Origin of the sequence: Rhodococcus sp. 14-2496-1d (genome assembly GCF_002259365.1) — a bacterium.
In the GTDB taxonomy this organism is placed as follows: domain Bacteria; phylum Actinomycetota; class Actinomycetes; order Mycobacteriales; family Mycobacteriaceae; genus Rhodococcoides.
Genome location: NZ_NPFV01000018.1, coordinates 509,407 through 526,876 on the forward strand (window position 1 = coordinate 509,407; position 17,470 = coordinate 526,876).

A 17,470-nucleotide genomic window follows, 5' to 3' on the forward strand; every position below is an offset into this window, starting at 1 on the left:
AGTTCGGCTCTACAGCTTACGAAGCCGCAGCCGGTTGATCGCGTGGTCGTTGTCCTTGCGCAGCACCATCGTCGCTCGCGGTCGCGTCGGCAGGATGTTCTCCACCAGATTGGGCAGGTTGATCGAATGCCACAGATCCTCGGCCGCGATCTGCGCGTGGTCGTCGGACAGGCCTGCGTAGTGGTGGAAGTGCGAGGACGGATCGGTGAACGACGTCTTGCGCAATGCGAGAAAGCGTTTGACGTACCAACTCTCGATGTCCTCGATCCGCGCGTCGACGTAGATCGAGAAGTCGAACAGATCCGAGACCATCAACCGTGGTCCGGTCTGTAAAACGTTGAGCCCCTCCACGATCAGGATGTCCGGCTGCCGGACCATGTGGTACTGGCCCTTGACGATGTCGTAGGAGACGTGCGAATAGACCGGTGCGCCGACCTCTTCGGTACCGGACTTGACCTCGGTGACGAATCTGAGCAGTTTGCGCCTGTCGTAACTCTCGGGAAATCCCTTGCGGTGCAGTATGCCTCGGCGCATGAGTTCGGCCGTCGGATACAGGAATCCGTCGGTGGTGACCAGATCGACCCGCGGATGGTGGTCCCATCGAGCCAGGAGTGCCTGCAGCACACGGGCCGTCGTCGACTTGCCGACGGCGACACTGCCCGCGACACCGATGACGAACGGGACCTGACGGTCGGGGTGCTTCTCGCCGAGGAACGTCGCGGTCGCGGCGAAGAGTCGTTGCCGAGCCGCGACCTGGAGGTGAATCAGTCGTGCCAGCGGCAGATAGACCTCCGCCACCTCGTCGAGATCGATCTGTTCACCCAGACCACGCAGACCGACGAGCTCTTCCTCGGTCAGCACCAACGGCGTGGATTGGCGCAGCGTGCGCCACTGCACACGGTCGAACTCGACGTACGGACTGGACTCGCTCACGCACCGCTCCAACAGGTCGGAGCTGCGGAGGGTTCGGCTGAGCTCCTGTCGAGCGCGAGTCGCATGGTTCCAGATTGTGCTCGGTGCCGGTCGATCGCGCACGGGCGGGGTCGTTCGCCGTACTAGGGTTCGGTTATGGATGCTGCTTCCCTCGTTCGTGAATACCTGCTGCTGGGCCTGAGTTTCGACCGGCTCGAAGACGGATTCGTCGACGCGTACACCGGCGATCCCGAGTTGCGTCGTATCACCGAGAACGCCCCCGCGCCCGAGCCGCGTGAGCTGATCCGTCGGGCACAGACACTGCGCGCCGAGCTCGGCAACGTCGATCTGACGCCCGAGCGCACGACGTTCCTGGACGTCCACCTGCGCGCACTCGAATGCTCGGCACGCAAGTTCGCAGGCGAGGACATCGGCTTCGTCGACGAGGTCTACGCCTACTTCGACGTCCGAATCTCCGCGGGCGATCAGGACCAGTACCTGCAGGCACACCGCATGATGGACGAGGTCCTCGCCGGTCCCGGGTCGCTGGGCGAACGGTTGATCGCGCATCGCCGAGCCGACGTGATTCCGGCCGACCGACTGCAGGACTGTGTCGAGGCGTTCTCGTCCGCACTGCGCGACCGCGTCCGCGCCGAGTACACACTGCCCGACACCGAGAAAGTGACCTACGAGGTCGTCGGCGACAAGCCGTGGTCGGGGTTCAACTACTACCTCGGTGACTACCGGTCGACCGTCGCGATCAACTCCGACATCGAGCAGCAGATGGCCAATCTGCCGCACCTGATCGCGCACGAGTCCTATCCCGGCCACCACACCGAGCACTGCCGCAAGGAGACCGGACTGGTCGGTGCAGGCCAGCTGGAGCAGACGCTGTTCCTGGTCAACACCCCGCAGTGCCTGATGGCCGAGGGCCTGGCCGATCACGCCCTCGGGGCCATTGTGGGCGAGGGCTGGGGCCTGTGGGCGCAGGAGATCTACGCCGATCTGGGTCTGCGGTTCGACGGCGACAAGGCCGAGCGTCTCGCGGCCGCGTCGAGCCGGCTGCTGGGGGTGCGCCAGGACGCCGCGCTGCTGCTGCACGATCAGCACAAGAGCGAGGACGACGTAGCCGCCTACCTGGAGCGATGGTCGTTGGCATCGCCGCAGCGCGCCCGGCACAGCCTGCGGTTTCTGTCCTCCCCGCTGTGGCGGGCGTACATCAGCACCTACGTCGAGGGCTATAAGCTGCTGGCCGGCTGGCTCGACCGCGGCGAGACGGCGAGTGAGCGCGCGCAGCTGTTCGGCAGGCTGCTCGACGAGCCACTGACACCCGGTGCAGTGCGCGTCTCGTAAACTGGCCGAGCCCCCTTCATTCTGCTGTCCCTTTGGAGACTCCTGTTATGACTGACGTCAACAACCTGTCACTGGCCGAACTCGATCCCGAGGTCGCCGAGGCGATGGCCGGTGAGCTGGGGCGTCAGCGCGACACTCTCGAGATGATCGCCTCGGAGAACTTCGTTCCCCGCGCGGTGTTGCAGGCCCAGGGCAGCGTCCTGACCAACAAGTACGCCGAGGGCTACCCAGGCCGCCGCTACTACGGCGGATGCGAGCACGTCGACATCGTCGAGGATCTCGCGCGCAACCGCGCGAAGGAACTCTTCGGTGCCGAGTTCGCCAACGTGCAGCCGCATGCAGGCGCACAGGCCAATGCCGCCGTGCTGATGGCCCTGATCAACCCGGGCGACAAGATCATGGGCCTCGACCTGGCGCACGGCGGCCACCTCACGCACGGCATGAAGCTCAACTTCTCGGGCAAGCTCTACGAGGTCGAGTCGTACGGGGTGTCGAAGGAAGACCACCGGATCGACATGGACGAGGTGCGCAAGCAGGCCATCGCCGCCAAGCCGCAGGTGCTCATCGCCGGCTGGTCTGCCTACCCGCGCCACCAGGACTTCGCTGCGTTCCGCTCCATCGCCGACGAAGTGGGCGCACTGCTCTGGGTCGACATGGCGCACTTCGCCGGACTCGTCGCCGCAGGCGTGCACCCCTCGCCCGTGCCGTACGCGGACGTCGTCTCCTCGACCGTGCACAAGACCCTCGGTGGACCCCGCTCCGGCATCATCCTGGCCAAGAAGGAATGGGCCAAGAAGCTCAACTCCGCAGTGTTCCCCGGCCAGCAGGGCGGTCCGCTGATGCACGCCATCGCCGCCAAGGCCGTCGCCTTCAAGATCGCTGCGACGCCCGAATTCAAGGAACGCCAGGAACGCACCCTCCTCGGTGCATCGCTGCTCGCCGACCGCCTCACCGGTGCCGACGTCGCCGACAAGGGCATCTCCGTCCTCACCGGCGGCACCGACGTGCACCTCGCGCTCGTCGACCTGCGCAACTCCGAGCTCGACGGCCAACAGGCCGAGGACCTCCTGCACGAGGTCGGCATCACCGTCAACCGCAACGCTGTGCCCTTCGACCCGCGCCCGCCGATGGTCACCTCCGGCCTGCGCATCGGCACCGGCGCACTGGCAACCCGCGGATTCGGCGAGGCCGAGTTCACCGAGGTGGCCGACATCATCGGCACCGCCCTGGCCACCGGCGAGGCCAGCGATTCCCTCAAGGACCGCGTCGTGAAGTTGGCACAGAGCAAGCCACTGTACGAGGGCCTCGAAGACTGGGGACTGCTGGGCTGACCCAGCACTCGCGCCCACCCCGGTCCGCGTCAATGGACCATTGCAGCGCCCAGACGTATGCAGTGGTCCATTCACGCAGAACCCTGGTCTGGGTCAATGGACCATTGCAGCGCCCAGACGTGTGCAGTGGTCCATTGACGCATCCGGGGAGGGCACTCTCGGCACCGCTCGATTGCCGACCTGGGTCGATTCGGCCGTAACGCGTTGTTCACCGACACGCCAGACTTCCAACGAGCCGAACCTCGATTTCGGCGGTACCGTCGGCAGTAACAGGCAGCGGGGAAGCTACCTGTGCGGGAGGTTCTGATACGTGACTGAGCTAGTGAGCGCGAGAGGGCCGGTACCCGGTCCTCGTGTCACCTGACACATCGGACCCGACCGGCCGAGCGACAGAGTTTGCGCGGTACCGCGCAGACGTAGGAGCCCCACGTGACCACTTCACGCTCCGTTTCCGCCCCTCTTCGGACATTCGTGCTCGATACCTCGGTCCTGCTTTCGGATCCGTGGGCAGTCATCCGGTTCGCCGAGCACAATGTGGTACTTCCGCTGATCGTCATCAGCGAGTTGGAGGGCAAACGCCACCATCACGAATTGGGATGGTTCGCGCGGGAATCCTTGCGCATGCTCGACGACCTGCGCGTCGAGTTCGGTCGACTCGACCAGCCGGTTCCCATCGGAACATCGGGCGGCACACTGCAAGTCGAGCTCAATCACACCGATCCCTCGGTACTTCCCGTCGGATTCCGCACCGACTCCAACGATTCTCGAATCCTCGCCTGTGCCCTCAATCTGAAGGCAGAGGGCAAGGACGTCGTGCTCGTCAGCAAGGACATTCCGTTGCGCGTCAAGGCCGGTGCCGTCGGTCTCCCCGCCGACGAATACCACGCACACGACGTGGTGCCGTCCGGTTGGACCGGAATGACCGAACTCGAAGTACCGTCCGACGCAGTCGACACGCTGTTCAACGACGGCGTCATCGACCTCGTGGAAGCGCGAGACCTGCCGTGTCACACGGGAGTTCGACTGCTTGCCGGACGGCAGAGTGCTCTGGGTCGCGTCACGCCGGACAAGCAGATCCAACTCGTGCGCGGCGAACGTGAGGCGTTCGGCCTGCACGGCCGTTCGGCGGAACAGCGAGTGGCGCTGGATCTTCTGCTCGACGAGAGCATCGGCATCGTCTCGCTCGGCGGAAAAGCAGGCACCGGTAAGTCCGCTCTGGCGCTGACCGCCGGACTGGAGGCCGTTCTCGAACGTCGCTCGCACCGCAAAGTCGTTGTCTTCCGGCCTCTCTACGCCGTCGGTGGCCAGGAGCTCGGCTACCTCCCCGGTAGCGAGAGCGAAAAGATGGGTCCCTGGGGTCAGGCGGTCTTCGACACCCTCGAAGGGCTCGCGAGCCCGGAGGTGATGGAGGAGGTCATCGCCCGCGGAATGCTGGAAGTGTTGCCACTGACACACATTCGCGGCCGATCGCTGCACGATTCCTTCGTGATCGTCGACGAGGCGCAGTCACTCGAACGCAACGTGCTGCTGACGGTTCTGTCCCGGCTCGGTTCGGGCTCACGCGTCGTACTCACCCACGACGTCGCTCAGCGAGACAACCTGCGCGTCGGACGACACGACGGCGTCGCTGCAGTGATCGAAAAGCTCAAGGGTCACCCACTTTTCGCGCACATCACCCTCACCCGCAGCGAGCGTTCACCGATCGCGGCACTGGTGACGGAAATGCTCGAAGAGTTCGGGCCTTCGGGAGCCTGATCCCCCTGGGAGCGTGGAGCCTGCGGGTCGTTCCGCAGGCTCCACTCCTGCCTTCAGGGTCGTTTCGCAGGCTCCACTCCTGCCTCGTACCCCACTACGAAGTTCCGCTCACAGGGGTCACCGGCCGAGCACGGCCCGGAATGCTCCTCGCACAAACCCTTTCAGGAAGTCGACGTTGTCGAAGTAGTCCCGCCACACGGCTACTCTGCCGTCGCGCAGCTCGAAGGTTCCGCACACCCAGAACTCGATTCGGAGTCGTCGCCAGATCAGCACATCGGTGCGCTCGGTGAGCACGACGTCTCCGTCTGCAGCGATGTTGTGCACGATCACGTCGAAGCCGAACGCAGGCTTGGCGAGCGTCGCCATGAACCTGCCCACGTTCGAGTGGCCGCGAACCTTCGGTAAGCCGACGTTGTGCCACACGACGCGTTCGTCGAGGAGCGACATGGCGCGCTCGGTGTCTCGACTTCTCAAAGCGTCGAACAGATCTACTACGGTTTCGGTTGCCTGCTGTGTGTCAGTCACTTGGTGAATCGTCCCAATCCATCGCCGTCGAAGAACTCCAGGGTCAGCGTGTTCCCGTCGAACGTCGCCTCGGAAACGGTTCCGTCGGGTGCATTCTCACCGGTCGGCTCGAACGTGAACGTATCACCGTCCCAGGGCGACAACTCGTAGGAGGTTCCGTTCGGCCCGATGGCCAACACCAGTTTCCCGTTGACCTCCGTTATCGTCGCAGGCCCCCAATAGCTGTTCTGGTACACCCCTGTGTACGACGTGAGAGGTTGTGGTGCAGCAGCATTCGTGGGCGGGGTCTTGCCTGCGAGCTCGCCCTCCGGTTCGCTCATGCCGGCAAAGGCGTTCTTGTACAGCGTTCGCCAGTCCTCCCGCACCTCGCCGAACTGGACGAGGTCAGCGAACTCGGCGGTCACCGTTTCGGCGATGCCGATGGGTGCGGCATTGGTCAGTACGACGATGGCCACGTCGAGGGATGGAATCCAGACGAAGTTGGTGCCCGCTCCGAGCGCGAATGCTCCCGAATGGCTCACCGTCGTGCGACCGGCGGCACTGGTGGAGACGTTGAATCCGTAGCCGTAGTAGCCGGCGCGTGAATCCGGTGTCTCCGACGGGCTCGAGACGATCTGCGCGCTGATCGCGGGCAGGAGGGCTTCGGGGTCCACGAGCTGTCGTCCGTCGTGGTTTCCGTCGGCGATCAGCATCGTCAGCCACTTCGCGAGGTCGTCCACCGAGGAACTGACGCCACCGGCCGGGGTCTGTGGATCGGGTTCCCGCTGGTACTTCGCCTGGTACTCGCCGTCGACGAGTACGTGGGGTACGGCCCGGTCGGCCCGAGCGATGTAGTCCGCGAACGACGAGCTGGTCGAGGTCATGCCGAGCGGGCCGTAGATCGTGTCCTGGCTGAGGGTGTCCCAGTCCTTGCCCGACGCCGCAGCGACGGCCTCGGCCGCAGCCGTGATGCCGAAGTTGGTGTAGTGGTACGTGGAGCGGAACGGGTCGAGGGGGACCTCGCGCAGGCGTTCGAGAATCTGTCTGCGGTCGTAACCGAGGTCCTCGAGCAGATCGCCTTCGTGCTCGGGCAGCCCGCTTCGATGCGCATAGAAGTCGCCGACCGTGACGTTCTGGGTCACCCACGGGTCGTCGAGCGCGAACCACGGCAATTCCGAGACCACCGGAGTCGACCAGTCGACCACGCCCGCTCCCACCTGGGACGCGATGACCGTCGCACCCACCGATTTGGACAGCGACGCCAACTGGAACACCGAGTCACCGTCGACGGGGTCGTCCGAGCCCACTTCGCGGACGCCGAACCCCTTCGAGTAGACGACGTCGGATCCGTGCACGACGGCTATGGCCATCCCGGGGATGTTCGACGATGCCATCAGCTCCTCGGCGATGCCGTCGAGCTTGCCGACGGCATCGTCGACGCGGCCGGCCGGAACATCGACGCCCGCGACCTGACCTGGGGACAGGTCACTGGTCGGCGCGGGCTCGGATGTCGGGGGACTGTCTGCGGTCGGTGCGTCGTTCGAGCATCCGACCAGCACGATCAGAGAGCACACAGCCACAAGACACAGAGAATTTCGACCCGACCGCATCACGAGGAGTCCTCACTTCGATGATTGGATGCACATGAGAATAGACCCGCAACGACCTGGCGTTAGGAGAATTCACAATGGTCAGGGGCGCGACGTCGGGCACTCGGGCGCAGGCGCTACGGTTACCGCATGTCTACGAACCTGTCCGACGGTGATCTGCTGGTCCGTTTGGAGCCCGCGGTCGAAGAGAATCTACGACGCCACATCGAGGCAGCGAGCGATTGGCACCCCCATGACCTCGCGCCGTTCGACGACGGCAAGAACTTCGCGTTCCTCGGTGGCGAGGACTGGTCGCCCGAGCAGTCGCATCTCAGCGATGTCGAAATCCTGTCCGCCACGGTCGGCGTGTTGGTGGCCGACAACCTGCCTGCGTACCACCGCGAACTGGCCCACGCGCTCACCGGCCTCGGTGCCTGGTGGAAGTGGACCGGCCGATGGACGTCGGAGGAGAACCGGCAGTCGATAGTGTTGCGCAACTTCCTGGTGCTCACCCGTGCAGTCGATCCGGTCGCCCTGGAGCGGGTACGGATGGAGCACATGACGCTCGGATACGATGCGCCCAGCCAGCATCTGCTCGACATCCTCGCGCATTTCGCCATCGAGGAGGCCGCTGCCGCCCTGCGTAACCGCAACACCATCGCTCTCGGCAAGGATCCGGTGTTGGCCACCATCCTCGGCAAGATCGCCGACGACGACGCCCTGCAGTCGACGTTCTACGCCAATATTCTGAACGAGGCCTTCGCCGTGGTTCCCGATCAGGCCGCCCGCGCCATCGCAGACCGGATCAACGGATTCAAGATTCCCGAGGTCGACCTGCCGGACCGCGGCAGCAGCACCGCCGCTCTCGCCGAAGCCGGAATCTACGACGCCGATCAGGAACGCGAGAAGGTGTTCAAGCCGCTGCTCGCGGGCTGGCAGATCTTCGATCGCACCGATCTGGGCGAGGACGGCCTGAAGGCACGCGAGGAACTCGCTCACCTCGCCTGATTGTTCGGCCCCTTTCGAAAGCGTGAATGGTCCATTGCACACGTCTCGGCGGTGCAATGGACCATTCACGCGTTCAGGGGTCCGACGTGGGCGAACGGGAAAGCTAGTCCTTGACCTTCGCCATGGCGAGGACGTCGAGGCGCTTGTCGAGTTCGGCTTCGCTGAGCTTGTCGCCGATCAGTCCGCGGTCGATGACCGTCTGACGGATCGTCTTCTTCTCCTTCAGTGCCTGCTTGGCGACGGCGGCGGCTTCCTCGTAGCCGATCGCGGAGTTCAGCGGCGTCACGATGGACGGCGAGGACTCGGCGAGGGTCTTGAGGTGCTCGACGTTGGCTTCGAGTCCGACGACACACTTGTCGGCGAACAGCACCGAGACGTTGGCGAGCAGCTTGAACGACTCGAGGACGTTGCGCGCCATCATCGGGATGTACACGTTGAGCTCGAATGCGCCCGACGCGCCGCCGAATGCGACTGCGGCGTCGTTGCCAATGACCTGAGCTGCGACCTGCGTAACAGCCTCGGGCAGAACGGGATTGACCTTGCCGGGCATGATGGAGCTACCGGGCTGCAGGTCGGGGAGGGCGATCTCGCCGAGTCCGGTGAGCGGTCCCGATCCCATCCAGCGAATGTCGTTGGCAATCTTGGTCAGTGAGACCGCGATGGTGCGCAGTGCGCCCGATGCCTCGACGAGTCCGTCACGTGCGGCCTGCGCCTCGAACGAATCCTTGGCGGCGGTCAGTGCGTCGATGCCGGTCGACTCGACCAGTGCTGCAACGACTTTCGGGCCGAAGCCGTCGGGTGCGTTGAGTCCGGTGCCGACGGCGGTGCCGCCGATGGGGAGTTCACCGAGCCGAGGCAGGGTGGCCTCGACGCGTTCGATGCCGGCTTCGATCTGACGGGCGTAACCGCCGAATTCCTGACCGAGGGTGACCGGAACGGCGTCCATGAGGTGGGTGCGGCCGGACTTGACGACGTGCTTCCACTCCGTTGCCTTGGTCACGAGAGCCTCGTGGAGGTGACGCAGTGCGGGCACGAGCGACGTCACGGCTGCCTCGGTGGCGGCGACGTGAGTGGCCGTCGGGAACGTGTCGTTGGAGGACTGCGACATGTTCACGTGGTCGTTGGGGTGCACCTCGACGCCTGCCGCCTTGGCGATCGACGCGATGACCTCGTTGGCGTTCATGTTCGAGCTGGTGCCCGAGCCGGTCTGGAAGACGTCGATCGGGAACTGGTCGTCGTGCTTGCCGTCGGCGATTTCGGTGGCGGCGGCGATGATCGCGTCGGCCAGCGTGCCGTCGAGCAGACCGAGGTCTTTGTTGACCTGCGCGCAGGCTGCTTTGAGCAGGCCCATCGCGCGAATCTGAGTGCGCTCGAGCGGACGGCCCGAGATGGGGAAGTTCTCCACGGCACGCTGCGTCTGGGCACGCCAGAGCGCATCGATGGGAACGCGAACCTCTCCCATCGTGTCGTGCTCGATCCGGAACTGCTGTTCGTTCTCTGTCATTGACCTCTTGCCTCGGTAGGGGAGCGGAAACTTCGTCGAGCGGACGGTCAGAAGGACGGGATGGCGCCGGAGGTGTCGCCGTCGAAGTCGATGGTCGAGTACTCCTTGAGCTTGTTGAGCTGGTGGTACGCGTCGATCATGCGGACGGTGCCGGACTTCGAGCGCATCACGATGGACTGCGTGTGTGCACCGCCGCCCGAGTATCGGACGCCCTGGAGCAGGTCGCCGTCGGTGACGCCGGTCGCGGTGAAGAAGACGTTCTCGCCCGAGACCAGATCTTCGGTGGACAGGACGCGATCGAGATCGTGTCCGGCGTCGATCGCCTTCTGGCGTTCGTCGTCGTCGGTCGGAGCCAGCATGCCCTGGTGCACGCCGCCCATGCAGCGCATCGCGGCCGCCGCGATGATGCCTTCGGGAGTTCCGCCGGTGCCCATGAGGATGTCGATGGGGGAGGTGGGTCGGGCGGCGGCGATGGCTCCGGCGACGTCGCCGTCGGAGATCAGACGAATGCGAGCGCCGGTGTCGCGCACCTGCTGGATCAGTTCGGCGTGCCGGGGTCGGTCGAGGATGCACACCGTGACGTCGGAGGAGGATCCCTTCTTGATCTTGGCGACCCGGGCGATGTTCTCCGCGACCGGTGCGGTGATGTCGATGACGTCGGCGAAGTCGGGTCCGACGGCGATCTTCTTCATGTAGAAGACGGCGGACGGATCGAACATGGCACCGCGCTCGGCGACCGCGAGAACGGAGATGGCGTTGGGCATGCCCTTGGCCATCAGCGTTGTGCCGTCGACGGGATCGACGGCGAAGTCGACCTCGGGGCCGTTGCCGTTGCCGACCTGTTCGCCGTTGTAGAGCATCGGCGCTTCGTCCTTCTCGCCCTCGCCGATGACGACGACGCCGCGCATCGAGACCGAGCTGACCAACTGACGCATGGCGTCGACTGCTGCTCCGTCGCCACCTTCCTTGTCGCCGCGACCGACCCAGCGACCCGAGGCGAGCGCACCGGCCTCGGTGACGCGTACGAGTTCGAGTGCGAGGTTGCGATCTGGCGCCATGGCGCGAGTGGACTCGGTGCTGGCCGTCATCGGTTTGTAGCCTCCTGGTTGGTGGGGTGTTACCCAGGCGCGATTATCTCACTTCTGTGATGCCCGCGGTGGGGTCGGGTCGTCTGTGAGGCACGCGCCGACCGAGCACTGCTGCGCAGAGGGGATACTGGTGAGGTGGCGAACAGCAAACCCCGGATTCTCAACAACAGCCGCGACATGGTGTGGTCGCTCATACCGCTGGTCATCGCATGTTTGCTGATCGCCGGTATTGCCAGTCAGTGCTCGCTGAGCCCCGGTGGGCCCAAGCAGGGCCCCATCCCCAACTTCGACATCGACACCGCGCTGCAGTACGACGCGTCCGAAATCGGCTTTCCGGTGCGCAATCCGGCTGTTCCCGAGGATTGGACCCCCAACTCGGGCAGTCGTCCGACGATCGCAGGCGACAACGGCGGACCGGTGTCGACTGTCGGATACATCACCGGATCGGGTGCGTATCTGCAGCTGACCCAGACCAGCGCCGTCGAGGAAGTGTTGGTTCCCTTCGTCGCCGGCGAGGAGACGGTGTACGCGTCGGGCACACAGAACGTGTCGGGTCGGGACTGGGTCGTCTACGGCGAGGAGGGCTCGCGAAAGTACTGGGTCTCGGACTTCGGTGACGTGCGAATCCTGCTGGGCGGTACTGCAGGCACCGAGGACTTCACCACGCTGGCCGAGTCCCTCGAGGTGACCGAACCGCTCACGCCCTAGCTGTGCTTCTCGGTACTCGCGAGCGCGGTCTCGATTCGCTTGCGGGCACCGGCGAGCTGCTCCTCGCAGCGAGTGGCCAGCTGCTCTCCCCGCTCCCACAGAGCCAGGGAGGCATCGAGATCGAGCCCGCCCTGCTCGAGGATCTTCACCACGCCCACCAATTCGTCGCGGGCCTCCTCGTAGCCCAGTTCCGATACCGGCTTGTCGTTCTCGCTCATGCGTACTCCTTCTGTCATTTGACTCGCCCCATGACTGCGGCGGTGACGGCACCGTCGGCCACGCGCACTCTGATCTGTGTACCCGGTGGCGCGTCCTCGACCGAACGCAGAACCTCGGGATCCGAACCCGCGACCACCCGCTGTACGACGGCATAGCCTCGAGCAAGTGTGGCAGCAGGCCCCAGCGTCGACAGCCTGGCCCGCAGATGTTCGACGAGCGTGTCCTGTGTGGTGAGTTCGCGCTGTACGTCGCGTCGGGCCGCATCGAGCAGCCGCCGAATCTCCTCGCGACGCTGCTCGAGTGCGGCCAGTGGGTCCGCCAGCACCGGTCGGTGTCGAAGCATGTCCAGGCCGCGTGCCTCGCGCTCGACCCAATTGCGCAGCGCTGCAGCACTTCTCGACTTCAATTCCGAGACGAGAGCTTGTTCGGCGACGGCGTCGGGCACCACGAGTTTGGCGGCATCGGTAGGGGTTGCGGCCCGCAGGTCGGCCACGTGATCGCTGAGCGGGCTGTCGGGCTCGTGGCCGATGGCACTGACGATCGGCGTGGTGGCGCGAGAGATGGCGCGGCACAGGGCCTCGTCGGAGAACGGCAGCAGATCCTCGACGCTACCGCCGCCTCGGGCGAGGATGATGACATCGACGGCGGGGTCGTCGTTCAGCTCCTTCAGGGCGTCCAGAATCGCCGGCACCGATTGCGGACCCTGAACAGGTGTGTTGCGAACCTCGAAGCGGACCGCGGGCCAACGCCTCTGCGCGACGGTGAGCACGTCCTTCTCGGCTGCGCTGGCGCGTGCGGTGATCAGGCCGATGGTGCCCGGTAGGAACGGCAGCGGACGTTTCAGGCGCGGGTCGAACAATCCTTCCGCGGCGAGCAGGGCTCTGAGTCGTTCGATGCGAGCCAGCAGTTCGCCGACGCCCACCGCGCGAATGTCCGTGGCGCGCAGCGAGATCGTTCCCCTGCCGGTGAAGAACGACAGCTTGCCGTAGAGGATGACGCGGGCACCCTCGGTCAGCGGAACGGGTGAACGATCGAGCAACTGCGGCGAACACGTCACCGACAGCGACATGTCGGCCGACGGATCGCGCAGTGTCAGAAAAGCCGTTCTGGTGCCGGGGCGAGCGTTGATCTGGGTGAGCTGCCCCTCCACCCAGATGGAGCCGAGCTTGTCGATCCAGCCGGCGACCTTCATGGCGACGGTACGCACCGGCCATGGCTGTTCGGCGGTGCTCGCGCCTGGTTGGGTGGGACCGGACTGAGTAGGGGGAGTGCTCACTTGGCCTTGGCGGTGGTGATGCGGTTGGCGAGCATCGTCTGGAACGGTGCGCGGGAGAGCGTGTCGTTCTCGTACTCGAGCAGGGTTTCGAGGTCCTCGATCGAGAGTGTGCGCAGGCGCGCGCGCAGCTGCGCCAGGGCGAGGGTGTCGAAGTCGATCATCTCGACGATCTCGGGCTTGTCGGCGGAGGGAGCGCGCTTGGCCGAGGTGTCCTGGACCGGCTCGTCCAGCGGAGGCGTCGAGTACAGAGCGAAGCGGCCGTTCGCAGCGACGGGCTCGGCCACGGGGGCGTCGGGCACATCGACGTCGTCGGTGATGACAGCGGCGTCGAATCTCGACTCGGTGTCGAAGGTCTCGTCTCCGTCGTCGTCGAAGCTGGCCCAGGCGGGCTGCTCCTCGGTCGGGGTCCCGATGACCGGCAGGGTCGCGATGATCAGATCGCCCTTGATGGCCAGCGCCGTCACCTGCTGCTGGAATCGCATGCCACGCGCCAGTGCCTCGCTGACGACCGTCATCGGCAGCATCAGGGCGGAACCGGGAAGCTTGCGAGCCTCTTCCACGACGGTCACGGCGACGCCTGCAGCCACGCGCGCTGCAAAGGGGACTCGAGTCATGTGCACCAGACTGCCCGAAACCGTGAACTTTGGGTAGCCGACAGGCGGTACGACCCACTCCAGCCGGGGCTCGAGGTCACGGAAACGAGGTAGCCGCGCTCGGTGCACGTATCCTGATAAGTATGTCTTCGGCTGTTCCACTGAATCTTGGTATTGCACAGTCCGCCGGTACGGGTGCGTCCTCGTACGCCGGGGGTAAGCGAGTGCTGCTCGCGGAGCCGCGGGGCTACTGCGCGGGTGTCGATCGTGCGGTCGAGACCGTCGAGAAAGCGCTCGAACAGCACGGTGCGCCGGTGTACGTGCGCAAGGAGATCGTGCACAACCGGCATGTGGTCGAGACGCTGTCCGATCGCGGCGCGGTGTTCGTGGAGGAAACCGACGAGGTTCCCGAGGGATCGCTGCTGGTGTTCTCCGCGCACGGTGTCTCACCTGCCGTACACACCTCTGCGGCCGAGCGAAACCTGCGCACGATCGACGCCACCTGCCCGTTGGTGACCAAGGTGCACCAGGAAGCCAAGCGCTTCGCCCGAGACGACTACGACATCCTGCTCATCGGCCACGAAGGTCACGAGGAGGTCGAGGGCACCGCAGGTGAGGCTCCCGAGCACATTCAGCTGGTCGACGGGCCCGAATCGGTCGACAACGTCACCGTTCGAGACGAGAACAAGGTCATCTGGCTGTCCCAGACCACGCTGAGTGTCGACGAGACGATGCTGACGGTCGCGAAACTGCGTGAGCGCTTCCCGACGCTGCAGGACCCGCCCAGCGACGACATCTGCTACGCCACACAGAACCGTCAGGTCGCCGTGAAAGCGATGGCACCGGAATGCGATCTGGTGATCGTCGTCGGCTCCAAGAACTCCTCCAACTCGGTGCGTTTGGTCGAGGTCGCGCTCGGTGCGGGTGCGCGAGCGAGCTACCTCGTCGACTACGCCAAGGAAATCGACCTGGCCTGGCTCGACGGGGTCGAGACGATCGGTATCACCTCGGGTGCGTCCGTACCGGAGATCCTGGTGCAGGGCGTCATCGAACTGTTCGCCGAGCACGGCTATGCAGACGTGCAGCCGGTCACCACCGCGAACGAGACCCTGGTGTTCTCTCTGCCCCGAGAGTTGCGTCCCGCTCGCTAGAAGCGACGTCAGCGAAAAGTCGACGCCTCGTATCGGAAACCTGCGCAGGAGCAGGAACCGATACGGGGCGTTCGTTCGTGTTCGGGCTAGTCGCTGTGGCGGTCGCGGTAGCGAACCCGCGGCACCGGATGCGGGGGAATGTCGTCCCGGTGCGGGGTGGGTAGAGCGTGATTGCCCTGGCCGTCCTCTGCGGGCGAACCGGGTGCCGAGGAAGCGTTCGTCCGAGGAGTCACGACGGGCCCGGCTCCGGTGCTGTACGGATCGGCGACCTCGCGAGGAGCGTGAACCCGGGCCGAGCGCTCGCGACGAGGTTCGGTCGAATACCGGGGCTCTGCCGAGAAACGAGGCTCGGACGGTTGCGGTCGCTGTGCCTCGCGGGACTGTCCCTGCGGATACTGCGTTCGCGGGTACTCGGGCTTCTGGTATTCGGGCTTGTAGTCCTGCCGGGGTGAGTCGGTGGCGGCGTATCGAGTCTGTGGTGCCGACGCGGCCGATCGTCGTGGGCTCGAACTCGAGCGAGGTTCGGTGTCGGGTCGCGGGCGGGAATCGGTGTTTCTGCGACCGACGTACGGCCCGGGCACGATGTCGGTGGCCTCGGCCGCGGAGTCGGTGCTGCGATCGGCTGCAGCTGCGCGCCTGCGGGACCGTTCCGGGCGCTCGTCCTGTGCCCGGCGCTGGGCTCTGGTCGCCTTGTCGTCACCGGGCTTGCGGCTGCGTCGAACAGTGCCCTCGGTCTTCTGGCTTCGTCGAAGGGTGGGGGCATGCGTGTTCTGGCGTTTGAGCACGATGCGCAGGACTCCGAGTCCGACGGCGACCACGGTGCCGAGCAGCATCAGCGGAAACCGGTTGACCAGCGGAATGGCAACGTTGAGGATGATGTCCTTGAGGCTGGTGCCTGCGTTGTCGGTGAAGTACTGGTACGACAGCGGCACGGCCACGAACAGGATCAGTGGGGCTTGCACCATCGCCGTGAACAGTCCGCGGAAGCGGACCAGAAGGACGCCGGCGATGCAGCCGAGGATGTACATGAACGCGAACGCACCGGTCAGCTCGGTACCGCGTGCGGCATCGATCAGAAATCCGAGAAAAGTCAGTCCCGCGGCGATCGCGACGGCACCCCATGCGGGAACGCCGGGCAGGGTCGCGAGGATGGATCGGTGATCCAGCGGTACCCCGGAGCGGGCACGTTGGGAGGTAGACACCCCCCGAGGTTAGCCGTTGTTCAGCCGACTGCATCGCTGACATGACCGAAGTCGTGCCGGTAGCGGGACGAATCGGACAGTTTGGGACGCTCGTCCACTCGGGCGATGTCCACCGGCTCGGCGTCGAACAGTTCGAGCTCGTGCAGCTTTCTCGCCGTCACGCTCACCCGGGTGTCGACCGACCCGACGGTGGAGTTGAAGGACTCGACGGCCTTGCCGAGGTGGGCACCGAGCTTGTCCAGGTGCGTCGAGACGACACCGATCCGCGTGTACAGCTCACGCCCCAACTGCTGGATGCGTGCGGCGTCCTCGGCCAGTGACTCCTGCTTCCACGTGTAGGCGACGGTGCGCAGCAGCGCGACCAGGGTGGTCGGGGTGGCCAGGATCACGTTCCGGCCGAAGGCGTACTCGAGCAGACCGGTGTCCGATGTCAGGGCCGCGTCGAGAAACGGGTCGCCGGGAACGAACAGTACGACGAACTCCGGCGTCGGCTCGAACGCCTGCCAGTACGCCTTGTCGGCCAACTGGTCGATGTGGGTTCGCAGTTGCTTGGCGTGGCGTCGCAGATTCTTCTCCCGGGCGCCGGGATCCTCGTCCTGGGCGGCGTCGAGATACGCCGCGAACGGCACCTTGGCGTCGACGACGATCTGGCGTCCGCCGGCGAGACGAACGATCATGTCGGGTCTGATGCCGTCCTTGCTGACCTGAGTGTCGAAATCGCAGTGCTTGAGCATGCCTGCCAGCTCGACGACGCGCTCGAGCTGGATCTCGCCCCACCGGCCCCGGATCTGCGGTGCGCGCAGGGCGGTGACCAGCTGACCGGTCTGGGTGGACAGATGCATCGATGCACGGTGCATACCGGTGACCTGCTCCGACAGTCCCGCGTACGCCCGGATGCGATTGTGCTCGACCTGCCGGACGTGCTCGGAGAGCGCATCGACGGCGTCGTGCAACGGCTCGACCAGGTGCGAGACCTGTTGGCCGATCACGGTCGAATTGCGTCGAGCCGAGTCCTCGTTGACCGCACTCAGCGACTGCCGAAGCATGCCCTCGTGCTCGCGCAGCGCGGCCAGTTGGGCCTCGGCTCGTACGGCGCGATCGCCCATCCGCGAAGCGTGCAACAACCAGCCGACGACCGCGCCGACGCCGAGTGCGACGAGCAGTCCGAACGCGGTGAGAATGTTCATGGGGCAGATGATGCAGGACGGTACCGACAACTTCGGTTCTCGATGGCTGTGGACCGCAGCTCACGTCCGACAGGCCGACGAGCCTCGAAT

16 protein-coding genes are annotated in these 17,470 nt (G+C 65.4%); 6 read left to right on the forward strand and 10 right to left on the reverse strand.

The window, feature by feature from the left end; all coding sequences use genetic code 11:
* Nucleotides 1–9: 9 nt before the first annotated feature.
* Nucleotides 10–933, reverse strand: a complete 924-nt coding sequence (coaA, locus tag CH296_RS16040; protein ID WP_037191653.1) for a type I pantothenate kinase — start codon at nt 931–933, stop codon at nt 10–12.
* Nucleotides 934–1,068: 135 nt separating this feature from the next.
* Between coaA and CH296_RS16045 the strand changes: the two genes are divergently transcribed.
* From CH296_RS16045 to CH296_RS16055, 3 genes are all read left to right on the forward strand, one after another.
* Entirely contained in the window at nt 1,069–2,265 is a 1,197-nt protein-coding gene (locus CH296_RS16045) for a hypothetical protein (RefSeq protein ID WP_045199117.1), read from the forward strand.
* A gap of 47 nt (nt 2,266–2,312) precedes the next feature.
* On the forward strand, nt 2,313–3,596 hold the full coding sequence (glyA, locus tag CH296_RS16050) for a serine hydroxymethyltransferase (protein ID WP_032394025.1): 1,284 nt from the start codon (nt 2,313–2,315) through the stop codon (nt 3,594–3,596).
* Between the two features lie 429 nt (nt 3,597–4,025).
* Entirely contained in the window at nt 4,026–5,351 is a 1,326-nt protein-coding gene (locus CH296_RS16055; RefSeq protein ID WP_176459373.1) for a PhoH family protein, read from the forward strand.
* 117 nt (nt 5,352–5,468) lie between these two features.
* On the opposite strand, the gene CH296_RS16060 is transcribed toward CH296_RS16055, so the two are convergent.
* Together CH296_RS16060 and CH296_RS16065 are read right to left on the reverse strand one after the other, a co-directional pair.
* Nucleotides 5,469–5,876, reverse strand: coding sequence for a limonene-1,2-epoxide hydrolase family protein (locus CH296_RS16060; RefSeq protein ID WP_094646961.1), 408 nt, complete (start codon nt 5,874–5,876; stop codon nt 5,469–5,471).
* Complete coding sequence (locus CH296_RS16065; protein ID WP_094685181.1) at nt 5,873–7,465, reverse strand: serine hydrolase; 1,593 nt, start codon at nt 7,463–7,465, stop codon at nt 5,873–5,875. The genes CH296_RS16060 and CH296_RS16065 overlap by 4 nt, the downstream gene beginning before the upstream one ends.
* Nucleotides 7,466–7,594: 129 nt before the next feature.
* Between CH296_RS16065 and CH296_RS16070 the strand changes: the two genes are divergently transcribed.
* Nucleotides 7,595–8,452 carry an acyl-ACP desaturase gene (locus tag CH296_RS16070; RefSeq protein ID WP_094685182.1) on the forward strand — a complete coding sequence of 286 codons (858 nt, stop codon included), beginning with the start codon at nt 7,595–7,597 and terminating at the stop codon, nt 8,450–8,452.
* Nucleotides 8,453–8,555: 103 nt separating this feature from the next.
* Here the strand turns inward: CH296_RS16070 and CH296_RS16075 are convergent, their stop codons facing one another.
* Together CH296_RS16075 and glpX are read right to left on the reverse strand one after the other, a co-directional pair.
* Nucleotides 8,556–9,956 carry a class II fumarate hydratase gene (locus tag CH296_RS16075; protein ID WP_032394030.1) on the reverse strand — a complete coding sequence of 467 codons (1,401 nt, stop codon included), beginning with the start codon at nt 9,954–9,956 and terminating at the stop codon, nt 8,556–8,558.
* A gap of 47 nt (nt 9,957–10,003) precedes the next feature.
* The gene (gene glpX, locus CH296_RS16080) at nt 10,004–11,044 is read right to left on the reverse strand and encodes a class II fructose-bisphosphatase (protein WP_032394031.1); all 1,041 of its coding nucleotides are present in this window, start codon (nt 11,042–11,044) and stop codon (nt 10,004–10,006) included.
* A 135-nt stretch (nt 11,045–11,179) separates the two neighbouring features.
* On the opposite strand from glpX, the gene CH296_RS16085 reads away from it, so the two are divergent.
* Nucleotides 11,180–11,752, forward strand: a complete 573-nt coding sequence (locus CH296_RS16085) for a DUF4245 domain-containing protein (RefSeq protein ID WP_094646963.1) — start codon at nt 11,180–11,182, stop codon at nt 11,750–11,752.
* On the opposite strand, the gene CH296_RS16090 is transcribed toward CH296_RS16085, so the two are convergent.
* From CH296_RS16090 to CH296_RS16100, 3 genes are read right to left on the reverse strand one after another with little or no spacing between them, the layout of a single operon-like run.
* Nucleotides 11,749–11,970 carry an exodeoxyribonuclease VII small subunit gene (locus tag CH296_RS16090; RefSeq protein ID WP_032394033.1) on the reverse strand — a complete coding sequence of 74 codons (222 nt, stop codon included), beginning with the start codon at nt 11,968–11,970 and terminating at the stop codon, nt 11,749–11,751. The genes CH296_RS16085 and CH296_RS16090 overlap by 4 nt on opposite strands.
* 14 nt (nt 11,971–11,984) lie before the next feature.
* Nucleotides 11,985–13,247 (reverse strand): exodeoxyribonuclease VII large subunit, encoded by a 1,263-nt coding sequence (gene xseA, locus CH296_RS16095; protein WP_045199124.1) that lies wholly within the window; start codon nt 13,245–13,247, stop codon nt 11,985–11,987.
* A complete protein-coding gene (locus CH296_RS16100; RefSeq protein ID WP_094629553.1) occupies nt 13,244–13,861 on the reverse strand; it encodes a lipid droplet-associated protein in 618 nt (205 codons plus the stop codon). The genes xseA and CH296_RS16100 overlap by 4 nt, the downstream gene beginning before the upstream one ends.
* Before the next feature lie 122 nt (nt 13,862–13,983).
* Here CH296_RS16100 and CH296_RS16105 point away from each other — a divergent pair, with 122 nt between their 5' ends.
* Nucleotides 13,984–14,991: a 4-hydroxy-3-methylbut-2-enyl diphosphate reductase gene (locus tag CH296_RS16105; protein ID WP_045199125.1), complete on the forward strand. Its 1,008-nt coding sequence runs from the start codon at nt 13,984–13,986 to the stop codon at nt 14,989–14,991.
* Between the two features lie 86 nt (nt 14,992–15,077).
* On the opposite strand, the gene CH296_RS16110 is transcribed toward CH296_RS16105, so the two are convergent.
* Together CH296_RS16110 and CH296_RS16115 are read right to left on the reverse strand one after the other, a co-directional pair.
* Nucleotides 15,078–16,193, reverse strand: a complete 1,116-nt coding sequence (locus CH296_RS16110) for a DUF6542 domain-containing protein (RefSeq protein ID WP_179277738.1) — start codon at nt 16,191–16,193, stop codon at nt 15,078–15,080.
* 20 nt (nt 16,194–16,213) lie between these two features.
* Entirely contained in the window at nt 16,214–17,380 is a 1,167-nt protein-coding gene (locus tag CH296_RS16115; protein WP_094685183.1) for a DNA recombination protein RmuC, read from the reverse strand.
* Nucleotides 17,381–17,470 lie beyond the last annotated feature (90 nt).